Annotated in this window: 30 protein-coding genes; 9 read left to right on the forward strand and 21 right to left on the reverse strand. The window is 63.1% G+C overall.

What is annotated here, in order from left to right:
• The first annotated feature begins 188 nt into the window (after positions 1-188).
• The 6 genes from NKH33_RS07410 to NKH33_RS07435 all read left to right on the forward strand — a co-directional run bounded on the left by NKH33_RS07410 (position 189) and on the right by NKH33_RS07435 (position 5,777).
• Entirely contained in the window at positions 189-1,355 is a 1,167-nt protein-coding gene (locus tag NKH33_RS07410) for an ROK family transcriptional regulator (RefSeq protein ID WP_352471948.1), read from the forward strand.
• Positions 1,352-2,116, forward strand: a complete 765-nt coding sequence (locus NKH33_RS07415; protein ID WP_292663106.1) for an ATP-binding cassette domain-containing protein — start codon at positions 1,352-1,354, stop codon at positions 2,114-2,116. The genes NKH33_RS07410 and NKH33_RS07415 overlap by 4 nt, the downstream gene beginning before the upstream one ends.
• Before the next feature lie 39 nt (positions 2,117-2,155).
• A complete protein-coding gene (locus tag NKH33_RS07420) occupies positions 2,156-3,196 on the forward strand; it encodes a sugar ABC transporter substrate-binding protein (protein WP_352918691.1) in 1,041 nt (346 codons plus the stop codon).
• 165 nt (positions 3,197-3,361) lie between these two features.
• The gene (locus NKH33_RS07425; RefSeq protein WP_352449360.1) at positions 3,362-4,357 is read left to right on the forward strand and encodes an ABC transporter permease; all 996 of its coding nucleotides are present in this window, start codon (positions 3,362-3,364) and stop codon (positions 4,355-4,357) included.
• Positions 4,354-5,124 carry an SDR family oxidoreductase gene (locus tag NKH33_RS07430; protein WP_352918693.1) on the forward strand — a complete coding sequence of 257 codons (771 nt, stop codon included), beginning with the start codon at positions 4,354-4,356 and terminating at the stop codon, positions 5,122-5,124. Before NKH33_RS07425 ends, NKH33_RS07430 begins: the two co-directional genes overlap by 4 nt.
• A complete protein-coding gene (locus NKH33_RS07435) occupies positions 5,121-5,777 on the forward strand; it encodes a GNAT family N-acetyltransferase (RefSeq protein ID WP_352918695.1) in 657 nt (218 codons plus the stop codon). Before NKH33_RS07430 ends, NKH33_RS07435 begins: the two co-directional genes overlap by 4 nt.
• Positions 5,778-5,959: 182 nt before the next feature.
• Here the strand turns inward: NKH33_RS07435 and NKH33_RS07440 are convergent, their stop codons facing one another.
• Positions 5,960-6,463, reverse strand: coding sequence for a hypothetical protein (locus NKH33_RS07440; RefSeq protein ID WP_352471956.1), 504 nt, complete (start codon positions 6,461-6,463; stop codon positions 5,960-5,962).
• A gap of 240 nt (positions 6,464-6,703) precedes the next feature.
• Entirely contained in the window at positions 6,704-6,961 is a 258-nt protein-coding gene (locus NKH33_RS07445) for a hypothetical protein (protein WP_352918697.1), read from the reverse strand.
• Between the two features lie 51 nt (positions 6,962-7,012).
• Here NKH33_RS07445 and NKH33_RS07450 point away from each other — a divergent pair, with 51 nt between their 5' ends.
• Positions 7,013-7,264 carry a hypothetical protein gene (locus tag NKH33_RS07450; RefSeq protein ID WP_352918698.1) on the forward strand — a complete coding sequence of 84 codons (252 nt, stop codon included), beginning with the start codon at positions 7,013-7,015 and terminating at the stop codon, positions 7,262-7,264.
• Positions 7,265-7,267: 3 nt separating this feature from the next.
• Here NKH33_RS07450 and NKH33_RS07455 read toward each other — a convergent pair whose 3' ends face one another.
• The 7 genes from NKH33_RS07455 to NKH33_RS07485 form a co-directional block, all read right to left on the reverse strand.
• Positions 7,268-8,113 (reverse strand): ATP-dependent DNA ligase, encoded by an 846-nt coding sequence (locus tag NKH33_RS07455; protein WP_352918700.1) that lies wholly within the window; start codon positions 8,111-8,113, stop codon positions 7,268-7,270.
• A gap of 99 nt (positions 8,114-8,212) precedes the next feature.
• Positions 8,213-8,539 (reverse strand): hypothetical protein, encoded by a 327-nt coding sequence (locus tag NKH33_RS07460; RefSeq protein WP_352918701.1) that lies wholly within the window; start codon positions 8,537-8,539, stop codon positions 8,213-8,215.
• Positions 8,540-8,670: 131 nt separating this feature from the next.
• Positions 8,671-8,883, reverse strand: a complete 213-nt coding sequence (locus tag NKH33_RS07465; protein WP_352918703.1) for a hypothetical protein — start codon at positions 8,881-8,883, stop codon at positions 8,671-8,673.
• A 49-nt stretch (positions 8,884-8,932) separates the two neighbouring features.
• A complete protein-coding gene (locus NKH33_RS07470) occupies positions 8,933-9,445 on the reverse strand; it encodes a hypothetical protein (protein WP_352918705.1) in 513 nt (170 codons plus the stop codon).
• A 13-nt stretch (positions 9,446-9,458) separates the two neighbouring features.
• On the reverse strand, positions 9,459-9,788 hold the full coding sequence (locus NKH33_RS07475) for a hypothetical protein (protein WP_352853455.1): 330 nt from the start codon (positions 9,786-9,788) through the stop codon (positions 9,459-9,461).
• Positions 9,789-9,956: 168 nt separating this feature from the next.
• On the reverse strand, positions 9,957-10,253 hold the full coding sequence (locus NKH33_RS07480) for a hypothetical protein (protein WP_352918707.1): 297 nt from the start codon (positions 10,251-10,253) through the stop codon (positions 9,957-9,959).
• On the reverse strand, positions 10,250-11,371 hold the full coding sequence (locus NKH33_RS07485) for an N-acetylmuramidase domain-containing protein (protein ID WP_352918708.1): 1,122 nt from the start codon (positions 11,369-11,371) through the stop codon (positions 10,250-10,252). Before NKH33_RS07485 ends, NKH33_RS07480 begins: the two co-directional genes overlap by 4 nt.
• A 112-nt stretch (positions 11,372-11,483) precedes the next feature.
• Here NKH33_RS07485 and NKH33_RS07490 point away from each other — a divergent pair, with 112 nt between their 5' ends.
• Complete coding sequence (locus NKH33_RS07490) at positions 11,484-11,654, forward strand: hypothetical protein (protein ID WP_352918710.1); 171 nt, start codon at positions 11,484-11,486, stop codon at positions 11,652-11,654.
• 3 nt (positions 11,655-11,657) lie between these two features.
• On the forward strand, positions 11,658-11,867 hold the full coding sequence (locus NKH33_RS07495) for a hypothetical protein (protein WP_352918711.1): 210 nt from the start codon (positions 11,658-11,660) through the stop codon (positions 11,865-11,867).
• 1 nt (position 11,868) lies between these two features.
• Here the strand turns inward: NKH33_RS07495 and NKH33_RS07500 are convergent, their stop codons facing one another.
• The 12 genes from NKH33_RS07500 to NKH33_RS07555 form a co-directional block, all read right to left on the reverse strand.
• Positions 11,869-12,843, reverse strand: a complete 975-nt coding sequence (locus tag NKH33_RS07500) for a hypothetical protein (protein WP_352918713.1) — start codon at positions 12,841-12,843, stop codon at positions 11,869-11,871.
• Positions 12,844-12,854: 11 nt separating this feature from the next.
• Positions 12,855-13,469: an acyltransferase gene (locus NKH33_RS07505; protein ID WP_352918714.1), complete on the reverse strand. Its 615-nt coding sequence runs from the start codon at positions 13,467-13,469 to the stop codon at positions 12,855-12,857.
• Positions 13,470-13,559: 90 nt separating this feature from the next.
• Complete coding sequence (locus NKH33_RS07510) at positions 13,560-16,901, reverse strand: hypothetical protein (protein WP_352918715.1); 3,342 nt, start codon at positions 16,899-16,901, stop codon at positions 13,560-13,562.
• On the reverse strand, positions 16,891-17,253 hold the full coding sequence (locus NKH33_RS07515) for a hypothetical protein (RefSeq protein WP_352918717.1): 363 nt from the start codon (positions 17,251-17,253) through the stop codon (positions 16,891-16,893). The genes NKH33_RS07510 and NKH33_RS07515 overlap by 11 nt, the downstream gene beginning before the upstream one ends.
• A gap of 4 nt (positions 17,254-17,257) precedes the next feature.
• A complete protein-coding gene (locus NKH33_RS07520) occupies positions 17,258-17,638 on the reverse strand; it encodes a hypothetical protein (protein WP_352918719.1) in 381 nt (126 codons plus the stop codon).
• Positions 17,639-19,048: a hypothetical protein gene (locus tag NKH33_RS07525; RefSeq protein ID WP_352918721.1), complete on the reverse strand. Its 1,410-nt coding sequence runs from the start codon at positions 19,046-19,048 to the stop codon at positions 17,639-17,641.
• Between the two features lie 63 nt (positions 19,049-19,111).
• Positions 19,112-19,879: a phage tail protein gene (locus NKH33_RS07530; RefSeq protein WP_352918722.1), complete on the reverse strand. Its 768-nt coding sequence runs from the start codon at positions 19,877-19,879 to the stop codon at positions 19,112-19,114.
• Positions 19,880-19,891: 12 nt separating this feature from the next.
• On the reverse strand, positions 19,892-20,620 hold the full coding sequence (locus NKH33_RS07535) for a putative phage tail protein (RefSeq protein ID WP_352918724.1): 729 nt from the start codon (positions 20,618-20,620) through the stop codon (positions 19,892-19,894).
• Positions 20,613-21,689 carry a baseplate J/gp47 family protein gene (locus NKH33_RS07540; RefSeq protein WP_352918726.1) on the reverse strand — a complete coding sequence of 359 codons (1,077 nt, stop codon included), beginning with the start codon at positions 21,687-21,689 and terminating at the stop codon, positions 20,613-20,615. The genes NKH33_RS07535 and NKH33_RS07540 overlap by 8 nt, the downstream gene beginning before the upstream one ends.
• Positions 21,661-22,200, reverse strand: coding sequence for a phage GP46 family protein (locus NKH33_RS07545; protein ID WP_352918728.1), 540 nt, complete (start codon positions 22,198-22,200; stop codon positions 21,661-21,663). Before NKH33_RS07545 ends, NKH33_RS07540 begins: the two co-directional genes overlap by 29 nt.
• Positions 22,200-22,649, reverse strand: a complete 450-nt coding sequence (locus NKH33_RS07550; protein WP_352918730.1) for a phage baseplate assembly protein domain-containing protein — start codon at positions 22,647-22,649, stop codon at positions 22,200-22,202. The genes NKH33_RS07545 and NKH33_RS07550 overlap by 1 nt, the downstream gene beginning before the upstream one ends.
• Positions 22,646-23,707 (reverse strand): phage baseplate assembly protein, encoded by a 1,062-nt coding sequence (locus tag NKH33_RS07555; protein ID WP_352898135.1) that lies wholly within the window; start codon positions 23,705-23,707, stop codon positions 22,646-22,648. Before NKH33_RS07555 ends, NKH33_RS07550 begins: the two co-directional genes overlap by 4 nt.
• Positions 23,708-23,713: the final 6 nt, after the last annotated feature.

The raw sequence follows: 23,713 nt of genomic DNA on the forward strand, positions 1-23,713 counted from the left end.
TCATGCCTGGCGTCCCGTCCAGCTGGTGGCGCTTCATACTGGAAAATTGCCAGAGTTGGCCCATTCGTCGGCGGGCGCGAATTCGCCGGCGTTAGAAGGACCTTGGCCGCAGGCGAATTATTTTTGAATTCCATTTGACTGAATAAATGTTCGGTGCGAACCTCTGCTCTCTCGAGAGGGCGCCAGACATGGCATTGCGCGGGACCAATCAGGAGTTCGGGCGGCCGTATAACCGGCGCATCGTGCTCGAATCCATCCGCCTTCACGGGCCAATCGCTCGCGGCGATATTGCCAGGCGGGTCGGACTCACCGTGCAGACGGTGTCTACCATCGTTCGCGAGCTGGAAGAGCACGGTTACGTGTTGTCGCTGCGCGAAGAGCCCAAGGGGCGCGGCCTGCCACCGGCAACGCTGCGCATCAATCCGGAAGGCGGCTATGCCGTCGGCATCCACGTCACCCCGCTGGGCATCAATGCCGCCCTGATCAACCTAAGCGGCGATGTTATCGAGAGCACCTACCGCGAAGCCCCAAATGCAACGCCCGACCACGCTTTCGAGCTGATCGGCGCCATGGTGCTCGAGTTGACGGCATTGCGGCCCGGTGGCCGCGTTCTCGGCATCGGCATGGCGCTGCCCGGACCGTTCGGCGTGGAGTCCATGAGCTTTGTCGGCCCGACCACCATGACCGGCTGGAAGGATGTGGCGCTGCGCGAGCGGCTGGCCGCCTCGACCGGACTGCCGGCCTTTTTCGAAACCGATATGGCGGCGGCTGCCATCGGCGAGCGCCTCTACGGCCTCGGAACGGCATATTCCGAGTATTACTATCTTTATTTCGGCGTCGGTCTCGGCGGCGTCATGGTGCATGACGGGGCGGCATTGCGCGGCGCCTGGGGAAACGCCGGTGAAATCGGCCACATTCCCGCGGTGCCGGGCGGCGAGCCCTGCCCGTGCGGCAATCGCGGCTGCCTCGAACGGTATCTCTCGCTCGAGGCGCTGCGGCGCCGCAACATCGCCGACGCCGAGTGGGTGAGCGAGATTGCGCCGATCTTCCGCAACGCCGTCACCATCATCGAAAACCTGTTCGATCCCGAAACCATCATCCTCGGCGGGCTGGCGTCCACCGAGCTGCTCGAAAGGCTTGCCGGCGCGGCCGCGCACCTGCCCAATTCGGTCTCAGCGCGAAGCGATCGCACGACGCCCCGCGTCAGCGTCGCGCGCGGCGGCCAGCATGCGGTGTTGCGCGGCGCCGCCGCGCTTGCCGTCTCCGGGGTGCTTTCGCCGCGCTTCGGCCAGATCTTCACCGCCGAGCGCGAACGCGGGCGAGATCTCTTGCATAACAAGGGGATCGCGGCATGAGCGAACCGCTGCTGGTGCTCGACAACGTAGCCAAGAATTACGGCGCCATCGAAGCGCTGAAAGGCATCAGCTTTTCGATCGACAAGGGCGAAGTGGTGGCGCTTCTGGGCGACAACGGCGCCGGCAAATCGACGCTGGTCAAGATCATTGCCGGCGGCCTCGAGCCGACCTCCGGCCGCATGCTGTTCGAAGGCAAGGAATTCCTGGCCAAATCTCCCGCCGAGGCCAAGGCCGCGGGGATCGAGACGGTCTACCAGGACCTGTCGCTTTGCACGAATGTCGACGTGGTCGCCAATTTCTTCATGGGCCGCGAGATCACCAGGAAGGTTCTCGGCATTCCGGTGCTCGACGAGCGCGCCATGGAGCAGGTGGTGCAAAAGGCGCTGGCCAGCGCCGGCACCCGCATTCCCTCGCTTCGCACCAATGTCGAGCATCTTTCTGGCGGCCAGCGGCAGGCCATCGAGCTCAACCGGTTCGTGCATTTTGGCGGCAAGCTGGTGCTTCTCGACGAGCCGTTCGCAGCGCTCGGCGTCGAGCAGACGCGGCGCGGCCTCGACATGATCCGCCAGGTGGCGAGCCAGGGCATCGGCGTCGTCATCATCACCCATATCATGCAACAGGCCTTCCAGGTCGCCGACCGGATCGTGGTGATCCGGCAAGGCGTCGTGGCGGGCGACGTCGCACGCAACAAAACAAGTCCCGACGCGGTGATCAACATGATCACCGGAGAGACGCTCGCCGGTGCCGGACCGGCGAGCTGAGGGACAAATGAGGGGTCCGGCGCAAGAGGAGCGAACGACATGAAGAAAATACTTCTTTCCGTCTTCGGTATCCTGGCACTGGCCTTTGCCACGCTCACGCCGGCATTCGCCCAGTCCAAGGGCACCGTCTACTACATGGTGCCGACATTGCTCGATGAGTTCCAGACCGGCTCGGTGAGCGCGCTGGAACTGTTCCTGAAGCAGGTCGGCTACGAGATGAAGACGTTGAACGCCGACAACAAGACCGACGCTCAGCAATCGCAGATGAACGACGTCATCGCGCTGAAGCCGGCGGCGATCATCCTTGCCGCCGTCGATTTCAATGCGCTGAAACCGTCGATCGAGGCGGCCCGTGCCGCCGGCATCCCGGTCGTCGAGTTCGACCGCCAGATAACCTCGACCCCGTCCGACTTCACCTCGGTGGCCGGAACCGTCGAGATCGGCTACGTCGCCGCCGACCAGGCACAAAAGCTCCTGACCGCGAAGAACGGCTCGGTGAAGGGCAAGATCCTGCAGGTGCTCGGCGATCCGGGCGACCCCTACACGCTCGACATCCAGAAGGGTTTCGAGGAGAAAATGAAGGCGTTCCCGGACGTTAAGATCATCTCGCTGCCGGCCATGCAATGGGCTGCGGATGCAGCCGGGACCATCGTGAACGACCAGCTGCTCGCCAACCCTGACATCGACCTGATCTTCAGCCATGCCGCGCATCTTTCGGTCGCTGCCGTCGCCTCGCTCGAGGCCGCCGGCAAGAAGCCGGGCGACGTCATGCTGATGAGCTCGAACGGCGCTCCCGTCGGCCTCGACCTGATCCGCAAGGGCTGGCTCAACGTCGAAGTCGAGCAGCCGCTCTACGCCCAGGCCGCGGCGGTCGCGATGTTTATGGACAAGGTAGTCAACAAGCAGGACATCAAGCCCGGCGAATATGATGTGCTTGGCCTGAAATCAACCCTGACCAAGGAAGCGTGGGGACCGAACATCAAGATCCCCGGCGCTGCGATCACCAAGGAAAATGTCGATAACCCGGCGTTCTGGGGCAACATGAAGCCGCCGACCGAAACCATAAAGCCGGTCGAATAGCGAACTCGCCAGAAGCTCCGGGCCATGCCGGCCCGGAGCCCAGCCCTGCAGCCCCAGTGCGTTCGAACGGACGCGCGCGGGTATGCTGCAGCAATTTTCAACCGCGCCTGATCTTTCCGAAGAACCGAGTGGTTTTTTGGGCTGACGCGCCAACCGGATCCGCAGATGAACCCCCGCACGCGCCAAACCCTCGAGTTCATCCTCGACAATCTTGTCTGGTTCATGCTGGTCTTCGTGCTGGTGGTCTTTTCCATCCTTATCCCGAACTATTTTCAGCTCGGCATCTTCGCCAACATCATCGAGGCGTCGAGCGTGCTCGGCGTAATGTCGATCGGCCTGGCGCTGGTCATCATCGCCGGCCATATGGACCTGTCGGTCGAATCGGTCGCGGCGCTCAGCGCCATGGCGGTCGGCATCCTGTTCTGCTCGTCGGGCATCGGCCTTGGCATCCAGTTGCAGCCGCAATGGCTGATGGTTCCCGTTTCGCTGCTCATCGCGCTTGCCGTCGGCGGCCTCATCGGCGCCATCAACGGCTACCTGGTGGTCAAGGTGAAGATGAGCGCCTTCATCATCACGCTGGCCTCCTACATCTGGGTGCGCGGCCTCGTGCTGGTCATCTCCGGCGGCCGCTCGGCGCAGGACCTTGCGCCGGCAATCCGCTGGTTCGGCATCCAGCGTCTGGGCGGCCTGCCGCTGACTGCCTGGATCGCCATTGCGTGCTTCGTGGTGTTCTCGCTGATCATGGCCAAGACGCCCTTCGGCCGGCACCTGGTCATGATCGGCGGCAACGAGACGGCGACCTTTCGCGCCGGCATCCGCGTCAACCGCAACCTGGTCATAGCCTTCGTTCTCGCCGGCGCCATCGCCGGCCTTGCCGGCTGGCTGCTGGCGATCCGCACCTCCGGCGCGACAGCTAATCTCGGGGTCGGCCTGTTGTTCAATGCCTTCGCCGCGGTCGTCATCGGCGGCGTCAGCCTGAAGGGCGGCGTCGGCACCTTGCCCGGCGTCTATGCCGGCGTGCTGCTGCTCTCGGCCATCAACACGGCGATCAATTTGATGGGCCTGCCGGCCAACTTCACCCAGGTGATCCACGGCCTGCTGGTGCTCGCCGCCGTGCTGCTCGATGCGTTCAAGCAGACGATACGCCAGAGGCTGGCATGACCGGCCGTCTGGAAGACAAAGTCGCGCTGATCGTCGGCAGCGCACGTGGCATCGGCAAGGGCATCGCACAGCGTTTTGCCGAAGAGGGCGCGAAGCTGGTCCTGGCCGACACCGAGGTCGAGGCGGGGCAAGCGACTGCGGACGAGCTCGGTGCCGCCTTCATACGCACCGACATCTCGCAGATGGCCGATGCCGAGGCCGCTGTTGCACTGGCGCTCGACCGTCACGGCCGGCTCGACATCATGGTCCAGAACGCCGGCATCTATCCCTGGCAATTGCTGGAAAACACCAGTCCCGACGACTGGGACCGGGTCATGGCGGTAAACTTGCGCGGCAGCTTCATCGCTGCTCGCGCCGCACTGGTGCCGATGAAGGCACAGCATTTTGGCCGCATGCTGTTCACCTCCTCGATCACCGGCCCGCATGTCACCAGCCCCGGCCACGGCCATTATTCAGCGACCAAGGCCGGCATCAATGGGCTGATCCGTTCGGCTGCGCTCGAATTCTCGGGCTACGGCATTACGGTCAACGGCGTCGAGCCCGGCAACATCCTCACCGAAGGCATAGAGCAGCATCGCGGTGCGGCCTTCATCAAGAACATGGAAGACGCCATTCCGCTCGGCCGGCTCGGCAGCCCGCGCGACGTGGCCAACGCCTTCCTGTTTCTGGCCTCGGACGACGCCAGCTACATCACGGGCACGACCATCATCGTCGACGGCGGGCAGCTTTTGCCCGAGGGCAAGGATTTCCGGCTGCTGCCGCCATGATCCTCGATTTCGGCGGCGGTTTCTTCCTGCGCCGGGCGACCACCGCCGATCATGCAGCGCTTACGATGATCTGTCTCAAGACCGGCGATGCCGGCAAGGATGCCAGCGGCCGCGAGGACGACCCGGACCTGCTCGGCCTCCTCTACACTATTCCCTACCAGGTGCTCGAACCCGATCTGGCCTTTATTATCGATAGCCCCACAGGTGCGGCCGGCTATCTGCTTGGCGCAGCCGATACGGGCGCTTTCAATGCCAGCCTGGCATCAGACTGGTATCCGGACCTGCAGCGGCGCGTGGTAGACCCGGGACCCGACAACTCGCGCTGGCGCGGCAGCGACTGGGCGCGGTACCGGATCCACCACCCCGATTTCGCTGTTCCGCCTGCGCTGGCGGCCTACCCGTCGCATGGCCATATCGACCTGTTGCCGCAAGCGCGCGGGAAAGGCATCGGCAGGCGCGCGATGGCCTTCCTCGAGCAGCGCCTTGCCGCGAGCGGCTCGACCGGCATCCACCTCGAAGTCATGCCGGAGAACGATGGTGCGCTAAGGTTTTATAGGACGATCGGATTTCGGGTGCTGCAGCACCCGGACCTGCCGATGCATTGCGTTTACATCGGAAAACGGCTTGCTCATCGGGCAGAAGCTGCACGCTGAGCCGCGGCAAGCAATCGCACAACCTGCATGGACACTGACCGGGAGGATTATGGAAGTACAATGCTGCGGTGCTGCAGCAACCATGTGCCTCCGCGTGAACACCTTTGCCGCAACAACCGAACCTTCTGGAAGGCGCCAGGCCAACACGGTGCGGGCTAATCAGAGTGTTGGCGGAGCGTCTACTAGTGCAGTATGGGCGGCAGGGGAACATCCGCGACCGTTCCCCCGGCCACAATCGAGAGCACATAAAGCAGATAAATGGCTAATACCAACAGGGCGAGGAATGAACCGCTGGCAAAGACTCCTGCAACCGCGGCGTCGGGATAAGCTTCGACTTGTTCTTTCTTGAAGGTGTCTTCTTCGTTACGGGTTGTCTTCACAACCCGATCGCCTGGAAGCCGGTTTTTTTCAGCTTCCTTCGATATCTTATCCGCGAGATCTCCTGCGATCACGGGATCGTCCGGAAGATGACTCGCAAGCCATCCAGGAATATTTTCGCTCCCGCCCATGCCCATACGCAATTGAGATACTGCAAGTTGTAGCTTTCGGCAATCGTTTCCCTCATGAGAGGCAAGCAGATCAGACTTAAGTCCCTGCGGAAAGACAGTTTGAATCAGACCAAAGTCCGAGTAGCACAGTGGTCGGATGCGTCTCACCTGGCGATCAGCTTGAGCGGTGTAGCCCAAACTGAACACATCGAGGAAAATGGTGGGCGATGACGGGCTCGAACCGCCGACATCTTCGGTGTAAACGAGCGTTCAAACGCCAGAAACGGCGGATTTTCCGGGCTTTTTCGTGCCGTTTGTGCCCAGCTATTTCCCGGCAATCTGGGCGCTTCGGGGTCGTATCTGGGCGCTTTCTGGGCGCGGTCAGCGCCCTTCCCTCGCCTTACGATAAGCACTTAGGTCCACGCGTTTCATCTCGTCCTAGGCGGGAGTGTAGGTCAGGCCGACCTGCTTGCCGCCGCACCTGGCGCACTTCAGCTTTGGAATGAGATCATCCGACATCGCCGGCGCGTCAGGGCCGAGCTTGGCCTTGATCGCCTCCAGGTCGAGCGCCTGATTGTGGTGGCATTTTGGATTGTGGCAGAACGCGATTAGCCGCATCTTGCCATCGATCAATGATTGTAATGTCCACCCTTTCGCCATCCGGTCGATATAGCGCTGCCCCTTGACGAATGCCAAGCCCGCGGCATCATCCAGGGTGACATGGCAATCTGAAAAGGCATGTTCGTTATGAAACCTGGACTCCTTGAAGAAGTTCCGTGGTCGGACTCCATCACGGTTTACGACAAAGAGAATTTCACCATCTACCTGCAGATCTTGGACGCCTGCGCCGACAGTGCCAGCGTAGAGGAGATGGCAGATCTCATTCTCGGCATCGACCCGGCTCTTGAACCGGTGCGCGCCCGCAACGCTGTTCGCAGCCATATTGACCGGGCGAACTGGATGGTGACGACAGGCTCCAAGCACCTGTTCGCCGGCTGACTGCTATTCCTCATCGCTAAAGCCGAGCAGCGATGCATGGCGTATGTGGCTGTGGTCGCCGCGAAGATGCTTGACGCGCAGCTTCACCCCAGGCCCGACCCACTGCGTCGCCGGCCGCTTCTTCATGGCCTCCGGCGGTGGGCCGGCGTGTTCCTGCACACGCTTCCACAGCCGCTCTTTCATGTCACGGCCCAGGGTGATGAAGGCCGAACCGCGATATTGCCCGGTGCCGGGCTCGGCCAAATAGGCGAATGCCGCCTTGCCGGCTTCGCGCTTGACGCCGAGCAGTTCGAATTCGTCGACCGTCCAGCTCTTTGTCTTCAACCAGTTCGATGTGGGGCCGCTTCGATACGGGCTGTCGGCGCGCTTCGAGACCATTCCCTCGAGCCCCGCCTGGTCGGCGAGATAGAAAATCGCCTTGGGGTCTCCGGGTATGGCTTCGCTGAACTGGATCCTGCTGTTCGGCTTGATGATGCCGAACAGAAGCTCCCGGCGTGCCTTGCAACCGATGTCGCGCAGATCGTGGCCGTCGAGATGCATGATGTCGAAGGCGCCGAGGATCATGGCGTAGGGATCGCTGTGAACGGCTTTCTGCAGCGCATCGAAGTCGGGCAGCCCGGCCTCGTTGGTGACTACCGCCTCACCCTCGAAGATCGCATTCTTGACGTCGATCTCGCGCGCGGCTTCAACGAGGCCGGTGAACTTGCTGGTCCAATCGGCGCCGGATTTGGTGAAGACCCGGATATCGTCGGGACTGTTGATGACGATTTGGGCGCGGTAGCCGTCGAGCTTGATCTCATGCATCCAATGCTCACCCTCGGGCGGCTTGGCGACCAGCTTGGGCTCCATTGGCGGAATGAACTCGAGGCGACCGGTACTTACAATTTTACGCACCCAGTCAATACTAGGTACAAAGCTTATATTAGCCAGAGTGAACGGAACGTGATTCTAGTTCAGCGCCGGCGGCCGGCCGGGCCTGAAACCCTTGAGCGCCGCGGCAATGCCCATCATCACCGATTGCTCGGGATAGTCGAGCATGCGCAGCGTGTCCGGATCGTCGCTGACCACGCCGCAGATCGGCAGCACCTGGTAATCGCCGTCGAACGGCGTGGCCTCGCCATTGGCAAGAAAATCGTATTCCGGGAAACATCCCTTCAGGAAAGCCTCGACCTCGCGCAAAGCCACGTCGGAGCGGGCGCTGGACGGCGCCAGGACAACGAAGCTGTCTACTGCGTCGCCGGCCGGCATATCGGAAATATCGATAGCTAGATGCATGAGAAACCCCCTTGGATGTTCTCATTCCGTTCATGATTGGGCGGTCGAGTCAATCCCGGCCCACAAACGCAAAAAGCCCGCCGCACCTTTCGGCACGGCGGGCGATCATATTGCTGGCGTCGGGAAAATGATCAGCTGGTCGCGGCGGCTTTCGCCGCTTCGATCTCCTCGGACGTGGCCTGGCGCTCGAAGACCTCGAAAACCGACGGGCCGCCGTTGTTGTGCGGAAGGCCGAACGACTTTTCAGCCGGGAAGCCTGGACCGACCGTGCCGGACTCCACGCCGTTGATCTTGATTGTCGAAACGTAGTTGCCGTTGGTGTTCACCTTGATCGTCGTGGTCATGTAAGTGTTCCCCGTTGGGAGATTGCCCGGAGCCGCCGGGCGCGGATTGCTAGGGCGATTCCGGTGTCAGCGGCGTCAGCGTCGCCGGCGCCGGCACGATGTCGAAATAGACCGTCGGCGCCGTCACCTCGATCGGGAAGGCCAGCTTCTGCAGGACATTGCAGGTGTAGGTGAAGCGCGCCTCGTAATGCGCCCGGCCGAGCGCCGTCGCCAGCGGGATGGTGATCGAGCGCTGATAGGTCTCGCGGCCTTCCGGCGGGTAGCCGTCGATCAGCGGCCGGCGGCCGACCGTGTAGGTCGACGGCACATGCACGATGCCATCCGAATCGGTGACGTAGCGCTCGACGGCCGCCGCGCAGATGCGGTTCTGGATCACCGTGTACTGGACGTCGAGCACGCCGCCCTGCGGCACCTGCGGCGTCAGCACGCTCGCCGTCTCGAACACGATCGGCGGCTCGCGGTCGATCAGGATGGTGACCAGCCACGCCAAGAGCACGGCAAAGGGAGACGCGACCAGCGCGGAGCGCCAGTCGAAGGCGCGCGTTCGTTCCAGAACCGTCATTTGGCCTGCACCGTCATTTGAGCGATCTCAGGTAGGGCGCCAGCAGCGCCCAGAGCTGGTTCAGCGCCACCAGCACGGCGGCAAGCCCAAGCACGAATTTGGGCGCCGAGCGCAGCGTCTTGTTGAAGATCACCGAGCGGGTGACGATCCTGAAGCCTGCCTCCCACTTGTCGTCCGGCAGCTTCAAAAACTGGTCGAGCCGGTCCATCTGCTTCCTGGACAGATGGCTGATCTGGATGATCCGCTCCCGCTCTTCCTCGTTCCAGCGCGCCACCATTTCGATGGTGCGCTTGTCGAGCTCCCGCCAGCGCTGCGGCAACAGGAGCGGATCTGTTTCGGCCATCGTACCCCACCCATTCAGGATTTCAGTTCGCCGCGGCGTGCCGAGCTCGCCTTTGAGTGGCGGTCGCATTCGGCCGGCTTGTAGAGGCCGATGGCGCAGCCCGGCGCCATCGTGCGGTCGATGCGGTTCTGGTCCTCGACCGTCTTGCCTTGCGCGCCCGCCAGGCTGTTACCGAGGGCCGAGCGAAGCGCTGGAACACCGCTGACGCTTGAAGTCGTACACCCCGCCGGCAGCAAGGCAGTCGTCAAAAGACATGCGAGCATCCAGGCCCTTGTCGATCGCATCACGGTTTTCCTTCTCGATCTTCTGGCGGACTTCCTCCGCGCCCTTGTGCTTGATGAATGTGTAGACGCCCAGCGCCGCGCCGGAGGCGATGACGATCGCAGCGCCGATGGCAATGAGGTTCGCCAGCGCCTGGCTGACGCCCAGCCGGCCGGCAACGAGGCCGACGATCCAGGCGATCACGCCAGCACCGCGTCAGGCGCCGCGGCCTCGGCGGCAATATCGATGTCGCCCTCGTCGGTGCGGCGGCTCTTGAACCAACCCCACACCGCATAAGCGGCAAGGCCAAGGCCGATGGCGCCGGAGCCGGCAAGCAGCGCGTTGGCGACGGTCTGCGCAGTATCGGCTTCGATGCCGGTCAGATAGCTTGCGGTCTCGGCGACCTGGTCGCGCGCCGCTATGATCAGCACCAGCAGGCCGCCGCCCTTGGTGGCCTCCTTGACCTCCGGCACCTGGCTGACCAGCTGCTCGCCCGGCTGCTCGGCAGCGCCCTGTTTCCATGCCTCGAGGCGGCGGAAGGTCTCCGGCCCAGCGACACCGTCGGCGGTGACCTTCTGCGCCTTCTGGAAGTCGCGCACGGCATCGCGGGTCGACGGGCCATAGTCGCCGTCGACGTTGACGGCGTAGCCGGCGCGCGCCAACAGCGTCTGCAGGTCGCGCACACGGGCGCCGGTCGAGCCCATGCGCAGCATGCCGGTCGATGCCGAGACAGGCGGGGAGCCGCTGATGCGCCTGTAGGCGGCCGCCATCTTCAGGTGATAGCCCTGCTTCTTGTAGGCAGGCCCATTGTAGCCGCGGGCGAAGGCGGCAAAATCCAGCCGGCGCAGCTCGTCGGCGAGGCCGAACTTGTCGATGAAGCGGGCCATGATGTCGATCTGGCCGGCGGCGCCGCTGCGCGCCAGCTTGATCATGTCGTCGACGCTGGCGAAGCCGAGCTTTTGCCAATGCGCCGTCATCACCTGGCCGAGGCCGATCGAGATCGATTCCAGCGCCGCCTGCCGGTCGATCTTGGCCGCGCGCGCCAAGAGCATCCAGCGGGCCGCCTGCGACGCCGGGTTTTTCACCTTGCCGGCAACCGGGCTGGCAAGCCCCTGCGCGCGGGCGACGGCGCGGTTGGAGGCATTGAGCCGGGCATCGAAATAGTGCCCCTCGAAGCGGATCAGCGGCTCCTGCTTGCCCTTGACCATGGCGAAGACCTGGCCGCTGCTCTCGACCTCGGCCACCGCCTGCAGGGCGGCAGGTGAGCATTTGAGGCGATCGGCAAGGCCCTCGATCGCGTGCAGCGTCGAAGCGTCGAACATGGGAGTTCCTTTCCGCCCTCACGGGCAGTTGATGAAATGGATGTGCTGCGGGGAATTGACTCAATCGCTGCGTGAGCGCCTAGTTTGCACTGCACAATCTGGCGGTAATCAAATGGCGTTACGGATCAGGCTGCCGGGCGGCACGATGAAGATCAAAACCTATCGTGAATTGCGGAGCCGCGAGCGCGATCGGCGCGTGCCGGTGTGGAAGATGGGCTCAATGTATTTCGTCTGGTGGTCGAACAAAGAGGCAGCGACCAGCGAGCGGTCTCAGGACCGATAAGCAATGGACATGCTCATCGAAAAGACGCCGCAGCCCCTGCGGTTCTCGGTTCAGGTCATCGACGCCCGGCGCTCACAAATAACAGTCATGGCCAGCGCAGAGATCGCCGAAGCTCGGGCCGCCTTTGATGAGCTTTGCGCGCACCAGCCGAACAAGCACGTGAAGCTGTACGATTGGGGGCAAGTCGTCGAAGAGAGACGCCCGACGGCTTGACCTATTCGACCTGCCCGCGAAGCATTGCGGCCCATCGCGGGGAGTACAATTCGCCGAACGATCCCAAGTTGCCAGTTTTACCGGTGACAACATCCACCACCGGCTGACCTGCTATGGCCTTCGATCGATCCTGGCCGGACACATAACTCAATTGCCCCTCCTGATCCCGGCTTTCACGGAACCGATGTGGTCTGGCCATCATCTCGCCCAGCCGATCGGCAAATCTCGGAAGCCGATCGTTGCGGACGAAGAACGCGTTGCTGCCGGCGCGGTTTGAGCCGAGCAGCGTGTATCCTCGTTCACGGCCCAGTGCGCAAAATCCCTCGATCGAGGCACCCCAGTAGAGGTTGGAGTAGTGCGCCGCCGTCCTCGTGAAATCAGGGCGATATGGGATCGTCAGCGCATGCAGGTCGCCGAACGCCGAATTATATTCCACGATGACAAAGTGGGGGTTGACGCACTCAATCGCCTTCCACAGCCAATAGTCGTTGCCGTCAATATCGACACTCAAGATGCCGATCTCGCCGTTGAAGCCAGCGCCAGAAATCAGACCGTTGATGTTCTCGGCCGTGACGAACGACGCCACCGCCGTGAAGTCATGCCGCCATGAGATCGCGTCTCGCTTGGCAACTTCGATATGCTTGGGGCTTCCGTCGATGACCATGCCGCGCCAGTTGCGGGATATCAGAAGATGGCGCAGGTTTGCCTCCCTGAAATCCTCGACGCCGAATTCGACGAACGATTCCGGCATCGGCCCATTGTGGTGGACAAGCCATTCGACAATCCCGTCCTCGTCCCATTGCGAGAACACCTTGAAGCCGGCGTCGGACAGCTCCCGGATGTGATCCATTTGGCGAACCTGCATGGCGGCTGCGGCACCGCCGAGCAGCATCAGATTGCTGAAGTAAGCGTTCTCCAGTGAGGCCCTGGTTGAGTGCTGAACGGCGCGGCGGAGCGATTTGTCGACAAGATTCAACACTGATCCTCTCATGCTTTGGATGTGCCGATGGGTCTGGCGGGGTTCCCTACCACGACTTCATACGGCAGAACATCCTTGGTGACGACGGAGCAAGCCCCGACCACAGCGCCGCGGCCGATTTTTACCCCTTTCAAGACCGAAGCGTTGAAGCCGATCCATGCATCATCCTCGATAACAACGGCCGCTGATGCGATATCCGGGTCTTCCTTGGGATGCCCGGTCGAGAAAATCGACAGAAAATGCTGATGCCGGCGTTCGGCAGACATCGAGTGCGACACGTTGTCATGGATGTTGACCCCATGCGAGATCAGCACGCGATTTCCGATCGACACGGACTCGCAGGACCATATCCTGGTGTTCTCTCCGATATAGCAATGGTCGCCAATCGAGACTTTCCCGCCGTGACCAAATGTCAGCAACTCGCCCAAGACGCGCGTCTCCTTGCCGATCTGGATGTCGGTGGGCGCACGGTGATTTGCGATCCGAGATTGAGGAAACAGCACAGCACTGCTCGCCGCTTCGCAACGCCGCCGCTTCGCGTTCGCCATCTGGCGATTGACAAACCACCGTGGGACTGCCGCAGGGTGCCTAGCCGCATGCGCGATTTTGCTGAGAAGTTTCATGAGGCCCCGCCAACTCGCGTGGTACATCCTCTATCGGAGAAATATTAGGATCGCCAGTCGATTTTTGCGGGCGAGGCAGCACAGCGCAGTCTAGTAACCTAGTTGCAAGATTCGCGCCTGGAGAACCGCCGCTACGTCTCCATAGCCAGACGTGTTGTAGTGCAATAAGTCGCTCCTCTTGGAAGATGGCGGTACGTCGCGCCCGAAGTCGATCACATCTTGCGGTGTGCCGCTGTCATACTTGGAGACCAGATAACCGCGCTGATTGACGAAGTTGCGGGGCCATTTCTGGCGCAGCTCGTTCTCGATCTGCACGATAACATCGTAGGACTGGCTACCAGTCAGAGCACACCCGGCGACCGTAGCTGTGGAGCCGGAATACTCGTCATTGCGGTTGGACGGCCCCATGATGAGGAACTTCCGGCTGTTGGTGCTCGCCCTCAATAAGGCGATAGCTCGCTCATGCCATGCGATAACCTTGTCGAACATCTGAGTAGCCGTCTGTCCAGAGACGTTCTGTAGCCCGATGCTGTTGCGCCCAACCCAGAAGATCGGTGTTGCGTAGTCTCGGGCGTCGGACATGTCGATGAAGAAGTTTTCGCCCGCAATGACTGACACCGCAGCGCCGCTGCCAGTGCGGGTGAACCTATAGACATAACTGCCGGGATAGGTGCCAGAGACCCGTGACAGCACGCCCGGTACGCCCGCCAAGATGCCGCTGAATGTGGCTGCCGGGTTATTTTCGGTGATCGGGTTGGCTTGGTCGAACGCGCCGTTGAAACCTGACACCGTGAAATCGACGGAACCTGATGTGGGGATAGTCAGCGCAGGCACGAGGACCGGGAAGCTGCCCCATCGCGAAAAGGCATCGGGACCGCGATTGGCACCAACGCCGCGATTGGATACTCCCCGACTGAGCAGCGTGGCCAACTGTGTCGGATAGGGCGTGCCGCCACTGCCAGCCGTCATACTATCACCATAGGAAAGAAGCGTGCTGGCGGGAGTAGTGGCTGCTTCAAGCACTGCAACGCGAGCGACCAAAGCATCCCAATTGTCTGCCGTGGCCGCCGTACCGGCCCGCACCAATCCGAACTGCCATTCCATGCGGTAGGCAGTCAGTGGCGTAGTGGTGACAAGGGGTATGGCCTCCCCGGCGACTTGAAGGAAGCCATCACCGCTCTCGTCGGGGCTGGCCGTGTTATGTGGCTGGCCGCCTCCTGATGTGGGCGCGAAGATTCCCAGAAACTCGCCCGCCGCGACCGGAAAGTACCCGAAGTCCGCTTTGGTGAATGTGTTTAGGCCGGCTGCTCTGGTCCGGAGCGCGACATTCGCAATCTGCGTGAAGCTGTAGCTGCCCGGCGAACCCGATCTGGTGTACTTCCGCAGGTAGCAGACGGCGTTTGCTGCCGTGAACCACGCCTTAAAGGTCTTGAGAACCTGATTGTAAGGCGCCGGGGTGTTCTGGATGTCAGTGTAGTTTAAAGCGGTGCCGCCACCCGCAATAGGGTCTGTGCTTCTGCCAAGCAGCTTCACTCCCACGCCAACCGCCAGCGCATCGACGGTCGCTTGCACGGCCGCGAACTGTGTCGCATTGACGATCTGCACCGAGCCGCCAAAGTCAGCATTGACCTGATAGGTGAAGCCGGCACCATTATGGGACGAAGCCAGCGTAAATGAGGTGATGTCGCCAGCACCCACGAACTCGATGCCGCCATCCACAAACGTCTCTGGATTGACGGCGCCGATCGCTGTGGTGTGGTTGTACCCGAGATAGTCACCCGCCTCAAAAATCATCACGCCGAAATCGGCGGGGGTGAACGTGTTAAGAGTTCCGGAGACGCCTGCGGTAACTGTGACGGAGGCGATTTCCGTGTACGTCCCGGTGACCTGGTCCAGCCGTAGCTGCTTGATCTTGATATTTGTAGCGGCCCGGCTCTTCACCTTGAACGAAGTCAGAGGAGACCGATATAGAACCGGATCGCGGAACATGTAGGTGCCCGAGGAACTCCCGCCCGTTGTTGTGATAGGATCGGCGATCCGCCCGAGATGCTGGCTAAGGGTAGCGTTCAGATTGCCGATGCTAACCGAATGGTTATCCGCCTCAAGTTTCGCTGCATCTGCCGTGGCCTTTACAGCATTGAACGCGGCAGCAGTGACAACTTGCGTCAGGAACGAAAAGACGGCCGACTGCTGCAGGATGGCCCCTGTCGATATGACCGGACTGGTTACGGTCGTCCCATCGCCAGCGATCGGGAAATAGCCGGCACCGTCCGAGGTGCCAACGACATAGCTGGTATAGCTATTAGGGACATAGAAGCCGAGATATTCACCGGCCGCCAAGGTGAAGGTGCCGAAGTCGGATGCCGTCAGGGTTTTCAATCCGGCGCCCGTCGTGGCTACGCTCACCGAGCCCGTCATGGTGTAGACGTTGCCGGACTTGCTGAATTTCTTCAGTTTGATCGTGCCGTCGCCTTTTGCGTAAAAGACGAAGCTGGACAGTGAGCAGACTTGCGCAACTGGATTTGCCCAAACATAGGTTCCAGTCGCGTAAGCGGTACCATCGACAGGAGTTGCCGTCCGCCCGATGGTTTGCGTTACCGTGGCAGAGAGTGATGCAAGAAAGGCGTCAAGCGCCGTCTTGCTCGGGTAGCTGGCGATCAGCGTCGCGACCCCGACGACGTTCTTGTAGGACAGGGCATATGTGTTGATGCCATCGCCCTTCACGATGAAGAATTGCCCATTGACCGTGGCCGCGATGCCGGCCGCCGTGGTGTCATAGACGACGCCACCGATAGCCGCGTTGGCAAGACCGACGTCAGCATGGGTCAAGACCACATCGGCGGCGGTGGCAATTCGATCGGCCCCGGTCGCCAGACGATCGGCCGCCGTCTGGCCGGCATCGGCGCCGGTTGCTGTGCGATCGAGGCCAGTTTGCGTACGGTCAGCCCCGGTCGCAATGCGGTCGGCAGTGGTGGCGACGCGATCGGCCGTCGTCTGTCCGGCATCGGCGCCAGTTGCCGCGCGATCGATGCCGGTCTGCGCGCGGTCGGCACCGGTCTGCGCACGATCGGCCGCCGTCTGGCCGGCATTGCCAGCAGCGGCCGCAGCGGCCTGCTGCGCCAGCGTAATGCCGGTCTCGAGATCGCCGAACTGTTCGGCAATTGCTTCGGCTTGCGTTGCCGACGCGGCGGCCTGCTGGACCTGGGCGGCGCCCTGCGCCAGCAGCGTGCCCCAGAAATTTTCGCCGGTCGCGGCCCAGACGCCCGCCGTCTTCAGCCACTCGTCGCCGTTCGAGCGGATGATGGCGCGGTCGTCGTCGCGGCCGAAATCGGCGGTCAGCTCGGCGGCGTCATCGACCGGACGGAACGACTGGCCGGCCGGGCCGGAGACGACGACGACATTGGGGACTTCTAGGATCGCGTTATACGACATCGCGGGTCACCGTCTCCAGAACTGGCCAGATCACTTTGTCGAGAACGATGCGGCTGTCGCCACCGTCTAAGCGGGCGATATCGAACACGACGATGGTCGAGGCGATGAAAGGCTTTGTCGCTTCCTCCGACAGGAAGAAGGCCAGCGTGCGCGGCGCCTCGCGCTGGATCGTCAGATCAATTGTGTCGGCTTCGAACAGCACCGGGCCAGGCACGGCGGCGCGGAACTGCGCCACCAGCCGGCCGGTTGCCATCTCTTGCGCATCCCACAGATCCTGCGGGAACTGCAGGCGCATCTGGAAGTCGTAGCCGGGCCGGATCGGCTCGACATCGGGGAAAACATATTTTGCCATGATTTCAGAGAACCGATGCTGCTGTGAAGAAGGCATCAACCTGCGCGCCCGAAAAGCCGAGCGCGGCAAAGCCGGCCTGCATCGTCGGGTCGGCGCGCACGAAGCTGCCGCTGTTTTCATAGGCGATCTGGACAGCCGGGCCTTGCCCCGCGATCCAGGCTTCGACCTCGGCCAGCAATCCGGCGGCGAGCAGCTGCAGCTTGAACTGCCGCGCCGATACCCGGTCCGGAATGACCGGCACCGGTACGGGTGCGGTGAAGACTTCGCCGTCGAACAGGAAGCCGGGACAGACCGCATCGTCGGCTTCGATAAAGCCTTCCGGCTGGTCGCCCGAGCGGTCGGACTGAACGACGATGCCGTTTTCGACGAGGACGAAATTGCTCATCTAGTCTCCCCAATATTTCAGGCGGGCGTAGACCTCGACCGAGCCGAAGCCGAAGGCGAGGCCAAGGCCGTTGGCGTGTGTGTGTGAGGTGCGCCATTCCAGGCGATAGGCGTGGCCGCCGACGACCATCGCCCCGCCTATGGCAATACAACCGGTGTCCGGCGACGTGTTACCTCCAGCGCCCATACCGATGCCGACCTCGGCTCCGGCGGTCACGTCGAACAGGCGAACTTGCAGTTCGGTGCCATAGCCGACGACTTGCCATTCAACCTGGCCATCGTTCGCCGGCGTGAAGACGTTGCTGGCCAGCGCCATCAGATTGTAGGGGTCGCGAACCTTGGTGTTCAGGATGTGCGTCACCCAGGCGCCATTGCCGGGCGCCGAAGAGCCGCCGTTCACACCCGAGGCCTTCTGGTCCTCCAGCACGGCGTCGGGCAGGCCGTTGCCGCCGCCATATTCCGGTGCGGTCGCGGCGGCATTCATGCGCAGCGTGCGCCGGGCCGCGCCCTTGGGCAGGCGCGCCAGAACCTTCGGCGCCGTCGCATAGAGCACGTCGCCCGCGTCCAGGCCAGCCGGCGCCGCCAGGAACAGCCTTTGCCCGGCGCCGTCGCCGATCACCAGGATGTTGTCGTCGGTGTCCCAGCGGATATCGCCTTCTGCGGTCGGCAGCGGGTTTGAGCCCTGCCGCAGAATGCTGCTGAGCGCAGCGCCGCTGGCCCTGAAAAAGCCGAGCATGCGCCAGTTGCCGGAGCCGAGAGACTGCATCCAGGCGGTATCGCCGGCCTCGGTCGCAAGGTCGGCACCGCCGATCAGGATCAGGCTGGTGGCGTTATGGGTCAGCGTCAGCGCTGCGGCAAAAGTCAGGCGGCGGATGGCGCCGCCCGGCGCCGAGCCGAAGGACGAGATCGCGTCCGTGCCGGTAATGCGGACATTGATGCCGGTGGCGTCGCCAAGATCGGTGGTCGCCGCACTGGCGATGTCGGTCGACATGGCCGATAGATTGTCGGCAGCATCGATCAGGCTCGAGGCGCCGGTGCCGCCATGATCGATGTCGATCAGCCCGTCATTGTTGGCGTCATAGATGGCCTTGGCCATCATGCCGTAGCCGCCGACATCGACGCCCGACAGGATGTCGGTGACCGCCGCACCCAGATAGAGCTCCAGCACGGTCTTCAGCAGCGCCGGGTCGGCGGGGTCGAGGGTTGAAAGATTAACCCCGGAGGCGATCAGCACGACGCGCAGATTGGCGATGATGCGGTTCCAGTCATCGGCGGTCAGCTTGGTCGAATCGCCATAGGAGAGGCCGTTGCGCGCCCAGGAGAAGCCGTCGACATGGGCGGTGCCCATGCCCGCCGGCGGCGTCAGTTTCTTGACGACATCGAGGATGCCGAACAGGTCAGGTGCGGCCATGGGTCAATCCAGTTGTGGGGGAAGAGATTTGAGGCCGAAACGGCCGGTGCGCGTCGCGAGGCGTCAGGTTTTAATTATATACAGCACGGCCCGGTTGCGCGGCCGCGTTTCTGCGTCGCCGGTCACGACGTTGACGACGTCGACATAAGGGTTGCCGCCGCCGCCCGGATCGAAATCGCCGGTGACGATGCGCTCGCCGAGCTTCGAGGCGCGGACAAAGCCGACCTGCGACGGATTGGTCGCCGGCGACGGATTGCCGGCCTGCTTGAGCGTGACGGGATCGCCGGTTAACGGATCGACGCGCTGAACGGTGTCGTTCTGCGGCCGCGCCGTCGCATAGTCCTGCAGGCTGCCGAAGACGCGTCCGGTGTCGATGCCGCGGCCGTCGTCAAAGCCGCGCAGGAATTCGCCGCGGAAGTCGGGCAGGTTGAAGGTGGTGACCGCATCGCCGGCGCCCCAGCTGGTGTTAATCGCCGCGAACAGATCGGCATAGGTGGTGCGGCTGACGGCCTGGCCATTGCATTTCAGCCAGCCGGTCGGCGCGGTCGCGGCAGCAAACATCGAGACCGAGCCGGGCGGCACCTCGATCGACGGCGTGCTGCCCGAAACAATGTCGGCGATCAGCGCCTGCAGCGCCTGCCAGAGCTGCGTCTTGTCCGCAGCATCGGGTGTGAGGCCGGCTTCGACGATCACCTTCAGGATCTCGTCCTGCGGGTCGTTGAAGACATCGGCCGGAGGGATGGCGCCGGTAAGGCCCGCCGGCCGGTTCTCGTTCCAGTAAGGAATGCGCTCATCGGATGGCGGCGCATTGCGCGGATTGACGAACTTCATGGCGGCCTCTTTTCAGACGGAAAAAACGATGGTGGTCCAGGCTGGCTTCAGCGCGTTGAACAGGCAGATAAGATCGTCAGGCAGGCCGAGCCGGCCGAGCGGCGTTTCGCCGGCACGGCCGTCGCCGGCGCGAAAGAATTCGACCGAAACACCAGGCACGCTGACGATCCAGACATATTCAACCACCTCGCCACCGGCGATTGCCTCAGGGCCGCCGCAAGTCGACGCACCGGCCCGGAACGGCGTCGGCTCCTCGATCGAGATCGCATAGCCGGCATCGGCGGCGAGCCTGATGAAATCGGCCGGCGTGATGGTGCCGCCGGAGCGGATCTTCAGCAGCAACGAGCGCATGCGCGCGTCGATCGTCTGGTCCGGCCCGAGGCAGGGATCGGGCAGCCCGTATTCAATTTCCCAGTCGTCGAGCGAATTGACCAACGTGACCGCCGTCGATTCGAGCGCTACCCCGAACAGCGCCCGATAGGCATCGGCAAAGGCCGAGCCGACCGCGCGCCAGAACCGCGACAGCACCGACAGCGGATCGAGCGCCTGGTTGTCGGGCGTGCCCCAAGCCGCACCCTTCGGCAACAGCGCCGTCAGAAAACCTTCTGCGGCCTCGTCGGACGGATCGGACAGGACATCGCCCTGCGGCGGCGCGCCGATGAACGGATCGTCCGGGGCGAAATGGAAGAAGGCAAGCTCGTCCTCGCCCGGATAGCGCGGCCAGCGCGTGGCGTCAGACATAGTTGACCGTGCCAAGCACCGGCATCTCACCGCCGACATAGATGATGTCGCCGGACGGGTTGATCAGGAAGTGCCGGTCCTCGCCGACAGCAAGGCTGATCGCCTCCGAGATCCACGAGCGCGACAGAGTGAATGGCGCGGAAGCGACGCCCGGCCGGGCGCGCCTGACCAGCATGGCGGCGATCGAGGCGGCAATCGCAGCGCGCGTCTGCACCGTGTCGACGGCGAGATTGGCAATGGTGATGTCGAGCGGCGACGGTATCGGTGCCGAAACCGACAGGCCGGCACGGATCAGTCGCCGCGCTTCCAGCGCATCCTGCACCAGAGCGATGTCGCCTGCCTCCGGAATGCCATTGAGGCGGCCTTCGAACAGGAACCAGACGCCGACCGTGCCGGGCGCATCGGCGAACGGAAAGGCCCAGGCCTGGGTGACGCCGGGCACGGCACGGGCAAACTGCTCGTAGTCCGAATAGGCGCCGCCCTGCGGCGGCCTGCGCTTGCGGTCAAGGATGCGCGCGCGGAGGCTGGCATCCGTCTCCGTATCTGCACCGCCGCCAATGCCGCCGCTGGCCACGGTCGCTTCCAGCTCCAGGTTCGGGAACTGCGTCGGGTCGGCGCGCTGCAATGTCTCGCCGGCGGCAATGTTGGTGGCGACGCCATAATCGTCGGACAGGATCATCAGCGCGAGCTGCCCGGCCAGGTCGGAGCGCGCATCGGAAACCGAGCGATAGAGCCGGTTGCCGGCGATGAAGGCGATGCCGGCCGGATAGATGGTGTCGGCATAGCCATTGAGCGTCACCACGCCTTCGGCACGCGCCATCGGCCGGCGATAGATGCCGAGCTCGGCGCCGTGCCGTTCCAGATGCTGGACGCTGGCGGTCGTGGCGAAAATCTGATCGTAAAGCCAGGCGGCGCGCAGATGCATGTCGTGCATGCCTGCGGCGACGGTCTTCACGATCGCGGTCAAATTGTTCGGCCAAACCAGCGCATCGGTGCCCGGCAGGTAGCGCCGCAAGGTGCCGCGCAGCCGGGTCGAAATCTCAGTTGGCGAGAGGACGGTCCAGGCCACGCAATTGCTCCCACAGGACGCCGAAGCGGCGATCGAAGACGACCGCGCCATCGCGGTCCTTCAAGGTGATTTTCAAATCGATGCGGCGCTGCGCCGGGTCGGCCGTACCAGTCACCTCGACCGTCGAGACCGCGCCCTGGTCGATCAGCGTCTGCAGGGCGGCACGGGCAAAGTCTTCAGCACGCAACGCGGTCGCGTCGTTTGCCGTGGAACGGCGCAGCAGCCAGAGTTTCGAGCCGATCACCGTCTCGCCGAGGTCGGTGCGCAGGTCGAAACTGTCGCCCGGCCAGCCGCGGTTCTGCTCTTCAGGCGGCAGCTCGTCCGGCTCGACGCGGGCGTCAGTCATCAGGCAGAGCATCACGGCGGTGGCAAGTTCCGCCTTGGCGCGCAGGCCGCCGGCATTGGCCTTGTCGTCGCCGGCAAGCGCCCAGTCGCCTGACGTGCCGTCCCAAAGCGTATCGGGCGACAAAAGCGGTTCGCCGTCGCCGGTGAGTGGAACGATCCTTATCATCAGTGCGTATGGTGCGGCGTGTTGCCGCCGGCGTCGATGATCGAGCCGGTGGCGGTGATGTTGCCGTCGACGTTGAGATCGCCCTGCAAATTCCAGGTGCCGCCGGTCAGCGTGATTGTCCGCGAGCCGAAATCCATGGTCACGCCTCCGGCGAACAGTTTGATGATGTTTCCAGACGCATCGTAAAGTGCCGCGGCGCCGTCCGGCAGGTCGGGCCGGTGCTCCGCGTGCTCGATGCCCATGAGCATCGCCTGGGTGCGGCGGCCAGGCATCACCATCGCGACGCCGATCGAACCTTTGGGCGGCCGGCTGGCGGCGCCGTGCGGCTGCACGTAGAGCAGATCCTTGAACGTCTCGCCGGCAAGACCGCGACCGGAGATCAGCAGCTGGCCATTGTCGAAGCGCGAAGAATCAATCTCAAAACGCGTCAGGTGCGCTGAGGATTTCATTGCGCCGAATACTCCGCCTTTGGCTCCGGCGCAGACCAGCCCTTGCCCGATTTAGACCCGGATGAAGAGCCGCCGAGCGCGCGCGGATCGGTCAAGGTCAAGGTCGCCCGCGTGCCGTCACCATCGGCTTGCGTGTCCTGCGTCAGTTCCACCGATTTGATGACCATCATCTGGTCGAGATAGATGCGCGGATGGCGGACGTAGACCAGAAAGTTCGGCGTCCAGATCCTGCCGCCGGCATCGCGCCAGCCAGACACGGTGATGGTTGCGTTGACCGCGAGGCCGGCAGCCGCGCGGGCCTCCCATTCGACTGCGTTCTTCATATGCTTCGTCGTCGCCTCGCCATCGAGAACGACGATCTTGGGGCGGCTGCGGCCGACCGAGGGATCAGATGCCTTGGCCTCCGGCCGCATGGCCTGCGGTGTCGTGCCGCGCGATTGCTGGCCGCGAACTATAACCGGGTTGAACCTGCCCTCGCCCGAAAATTCCGCTGCGGCAGAGATGATGTTGACGCCAGCCGCCAGGCCGCCGCTATGCGACCCCTCCGGCTTCTGGACGATGCGCAATTTGCCTTGCGGCGTGTCGTGGATGATCGCCGCCTCGGCGCGCGCCAGCGGCTCCAGCGTCGAATACAGCGATTCGCCAGGTTCGATCTGGTGTTTGGCGATTGTTTCGAACGACCCCTTCGCCTCGATGCCGATGCCGCAATTGTCGAAGGCCTCGCCGATGCCCTTGATGTCCCTGTTCTCGACCAGGCCGGTCTTGTGCAGGATCGAGGTCTCGACCGCGTCGACCGTCCGCGAGACCAGCGAGATCGTGGCCTTCCAGTCGTCCGATCCCTGGTCGGGCCTGAGGTCGCGAACATAGCCGGTCAACAGCAGCGTGCCGTTCGCCGTCAGGCTGGCCTTGTCATCGGGCCAAGGCGGCGAGGCACCTGGCGGTATATGCCCGGTGACGACGGCGCTGCGCACAGCCTCTTCGGCCGAGATCGAGATCGAGACATCCTGCCACGGCAGGAACAGCCCGCCAGCCTGGATGACTATGGTCTCAAGCGGCAAGGCACG

Origin of the sequence: Mesorhizobium sp. M1182 (genome assembly GCF_040318335.1) — a bacterium.
In the GTDB taxonomy this organism is placed as follows: domain Bacteria; phylum Pseudomonadota; class Alphaproteobacteria; order Rhizobiales; family Rhizobiaceae; genus Mesorhizobium.

What these genes read in the sequence shown, in the direction of transcription:
- NKH33_RS07410 (WP_352471948.1), top strand. Translation starts at nt 189, where the DNA reads ATGGCATTGCGCGGGACCAATCAGGAGTTCGGGCGGCCGTATAACCGG.
- NKH33_RS07415 (WP_292663106.1), top strand. Translation starts at nt 1,352, where the DNA reads ATGAGCGAACCGCTGCTGGTGCTCGACAACGTAGCCAAGAATTACGGC.
- NKH33_RS07420 (WP_352918691.1), top strand. Translation starts at nt 2,156, where the DNA reads ATGAAGAAAATACTTCTTTCCGTCTTCGGTATCCTGGCACTGGCCTTT.
- NKH33_RS07425 (WP_352449360.1), top strand. Translation starts at nt 3,362, where the DNA reads ATGAACCCCCGCACGCGCCAAACCCTCGAGTTCATCCTCGACAATCTT.
- NKH33_RS07430 (WP_352918693.1), top strand. Translation starts at nt 4,354, where the DNA reads ATGACCGGCCGTCTGGAAGACAAAGTCGCGCTGATCGTCGGCAGCGCA.
- NKH33_RS07435 (WP_352918695.1), top strand. Translation starts at nt 5,121, where the DNA reads ATGATCCTCGATTTCGGCGGCGGTTTCTTCCTGCGCCGGGCGACCACC.
- NKH33_RS07450 (WP_352918698.1), top strand. Translation starts at nt 7,013, where the DNA reads ATGAAACCTGGACTCCTTGAAGAAGTTCCGTGGTCGGACTCCATCACG.
- NKH33_RS07455 (WP_352918700.1), bottom strand. Translation starts at nt 8,113, where the DNA reads ATGGAGCCCAAGCTGGTCGCCAAGCCGCCCGAGGGTGAGCATTGGATG.
- NKH33_RS07460 (WP_352918701.1), bottom strand. Translation starts at nt 8,539, where the DNA reads ATGCATCTAGCTATCGATATTTCCGATATGCCGGCCGGCGACGCAGTA.
- NKH33_RS07465 (WP_352918703.1), bottom strand. Translation starts at nt 8,883, where the DNA reads ATGACCACGACGATCAAGGTGAACACCAACGGCAACTACGTTTCGACA.
- NKH33_RS07470 (WP_352918705.1), bottom strand. Translation starts at nt 9,445, where the DNA reads ATGACGGTTCTGGAACGAACGCGCGCCTTCGACTGGCGCTCCGCGCTG.
- NKH33_RS07475 (WP_352853455.1), bottom strand. Translation starts at nt 9,788, where the DNA reads ATGGCCGAAACAGATCCGCTCCTGTTGCCGCAGCGCTGGCGGGAGCTC.
- NKH33_RS07485 (WP_352918708.1), bottom strand. Translation starts at nt 11,371, where the DNA reads ATGTTCGACGCTTCGACGCTGCACGCGATCGAGGGCCTTGCCGATCGC.
- NKH33_RS07490 (WP_352918710.1), top strand. Translation starts at nt 11,484, where the DNA reads ATGGCGTTACGGATCAGGCTGCCGGGCGGCACGATGAAGATCAAAACC.
- NKH33_RS07495 (WP_352918711.1), top strand. Translation starts at nt 11,658, where the DNA reads ATGGACATGCTCATCGAAAAGACGCCGCAGCCCCTGCGGTTCTCGGTT.
- NKH33_RS07505 (WP_352918714.1), bottom strand. Translation starts at nt 13,469, where the DNA reads ATGAAACTTCTCAGCAAAATCGCGCATGCGGCTAGGCACCCTGCGGCA.
- NKH33_RS07510 (WP_352918715.1), bottom strand. Translation starts at nt 16,901, where the DNA reads ATGTCGTATAACGCGATCCTAGAAGTCCCCAATGTCGTCGTCGTCTCC.
- NKH33_RS07515 (WP_352918717.1), bottom strand. Translation starts at nt 17,253, where the DNA reads ATGGCAAAATATGTTTTCCCCGATGTCGAGCCGATCCGGCCCGGCTAC.
- NKH33_RS07520 (WP_352918719.1), bottom strand. Translation starts at nt 17,638, where the DNA reads ATGAGCAATTTCGTCCTCGTCGAAAACGGCATCGTCGTTCAGTCCGAC.
- NKH33_RS07525 (WP_352918721.1), bottom strand. Translation starts at nt 19,048, where the DNA reads ATGGCCGCACCTGACCTGTTCGGCATCCTCGATGTCGTCAAGAAACTG.
- NKH33_RS07530 (WP_352918722.1), bottom strand. Translation starts at nt 19,879, where the DNA reads ATGAAGTTCGTCAATCCGCGCAATGCGCCGCCATCCGATGAGCGCATT.
- NKH33_RS07535 (WP_352918724.1), bottom strand. Translation starts at nt 20,620, where the DNA reads ATGTCTGACGCCACGCGCTGGCCGCGCTATCCGGGCGAGGACGAGCTT.
- NKH33_RS07545 (WP_352918728.1), bottom strand. Translation starts at nt 22,200, where the DNA reads ATGATAAGGATCGTTCCACTCACCGGCGACGGCGAACCGCTTTTGTCG.
- NKH33_RS07550 (WP_352918730.1), bottom strand. Translation starts at nt 22,649, where the DNA reads ATGAAATCCTCAGCGCACCTGACGCGTTTTGAGATTGATTCTTCGCGC.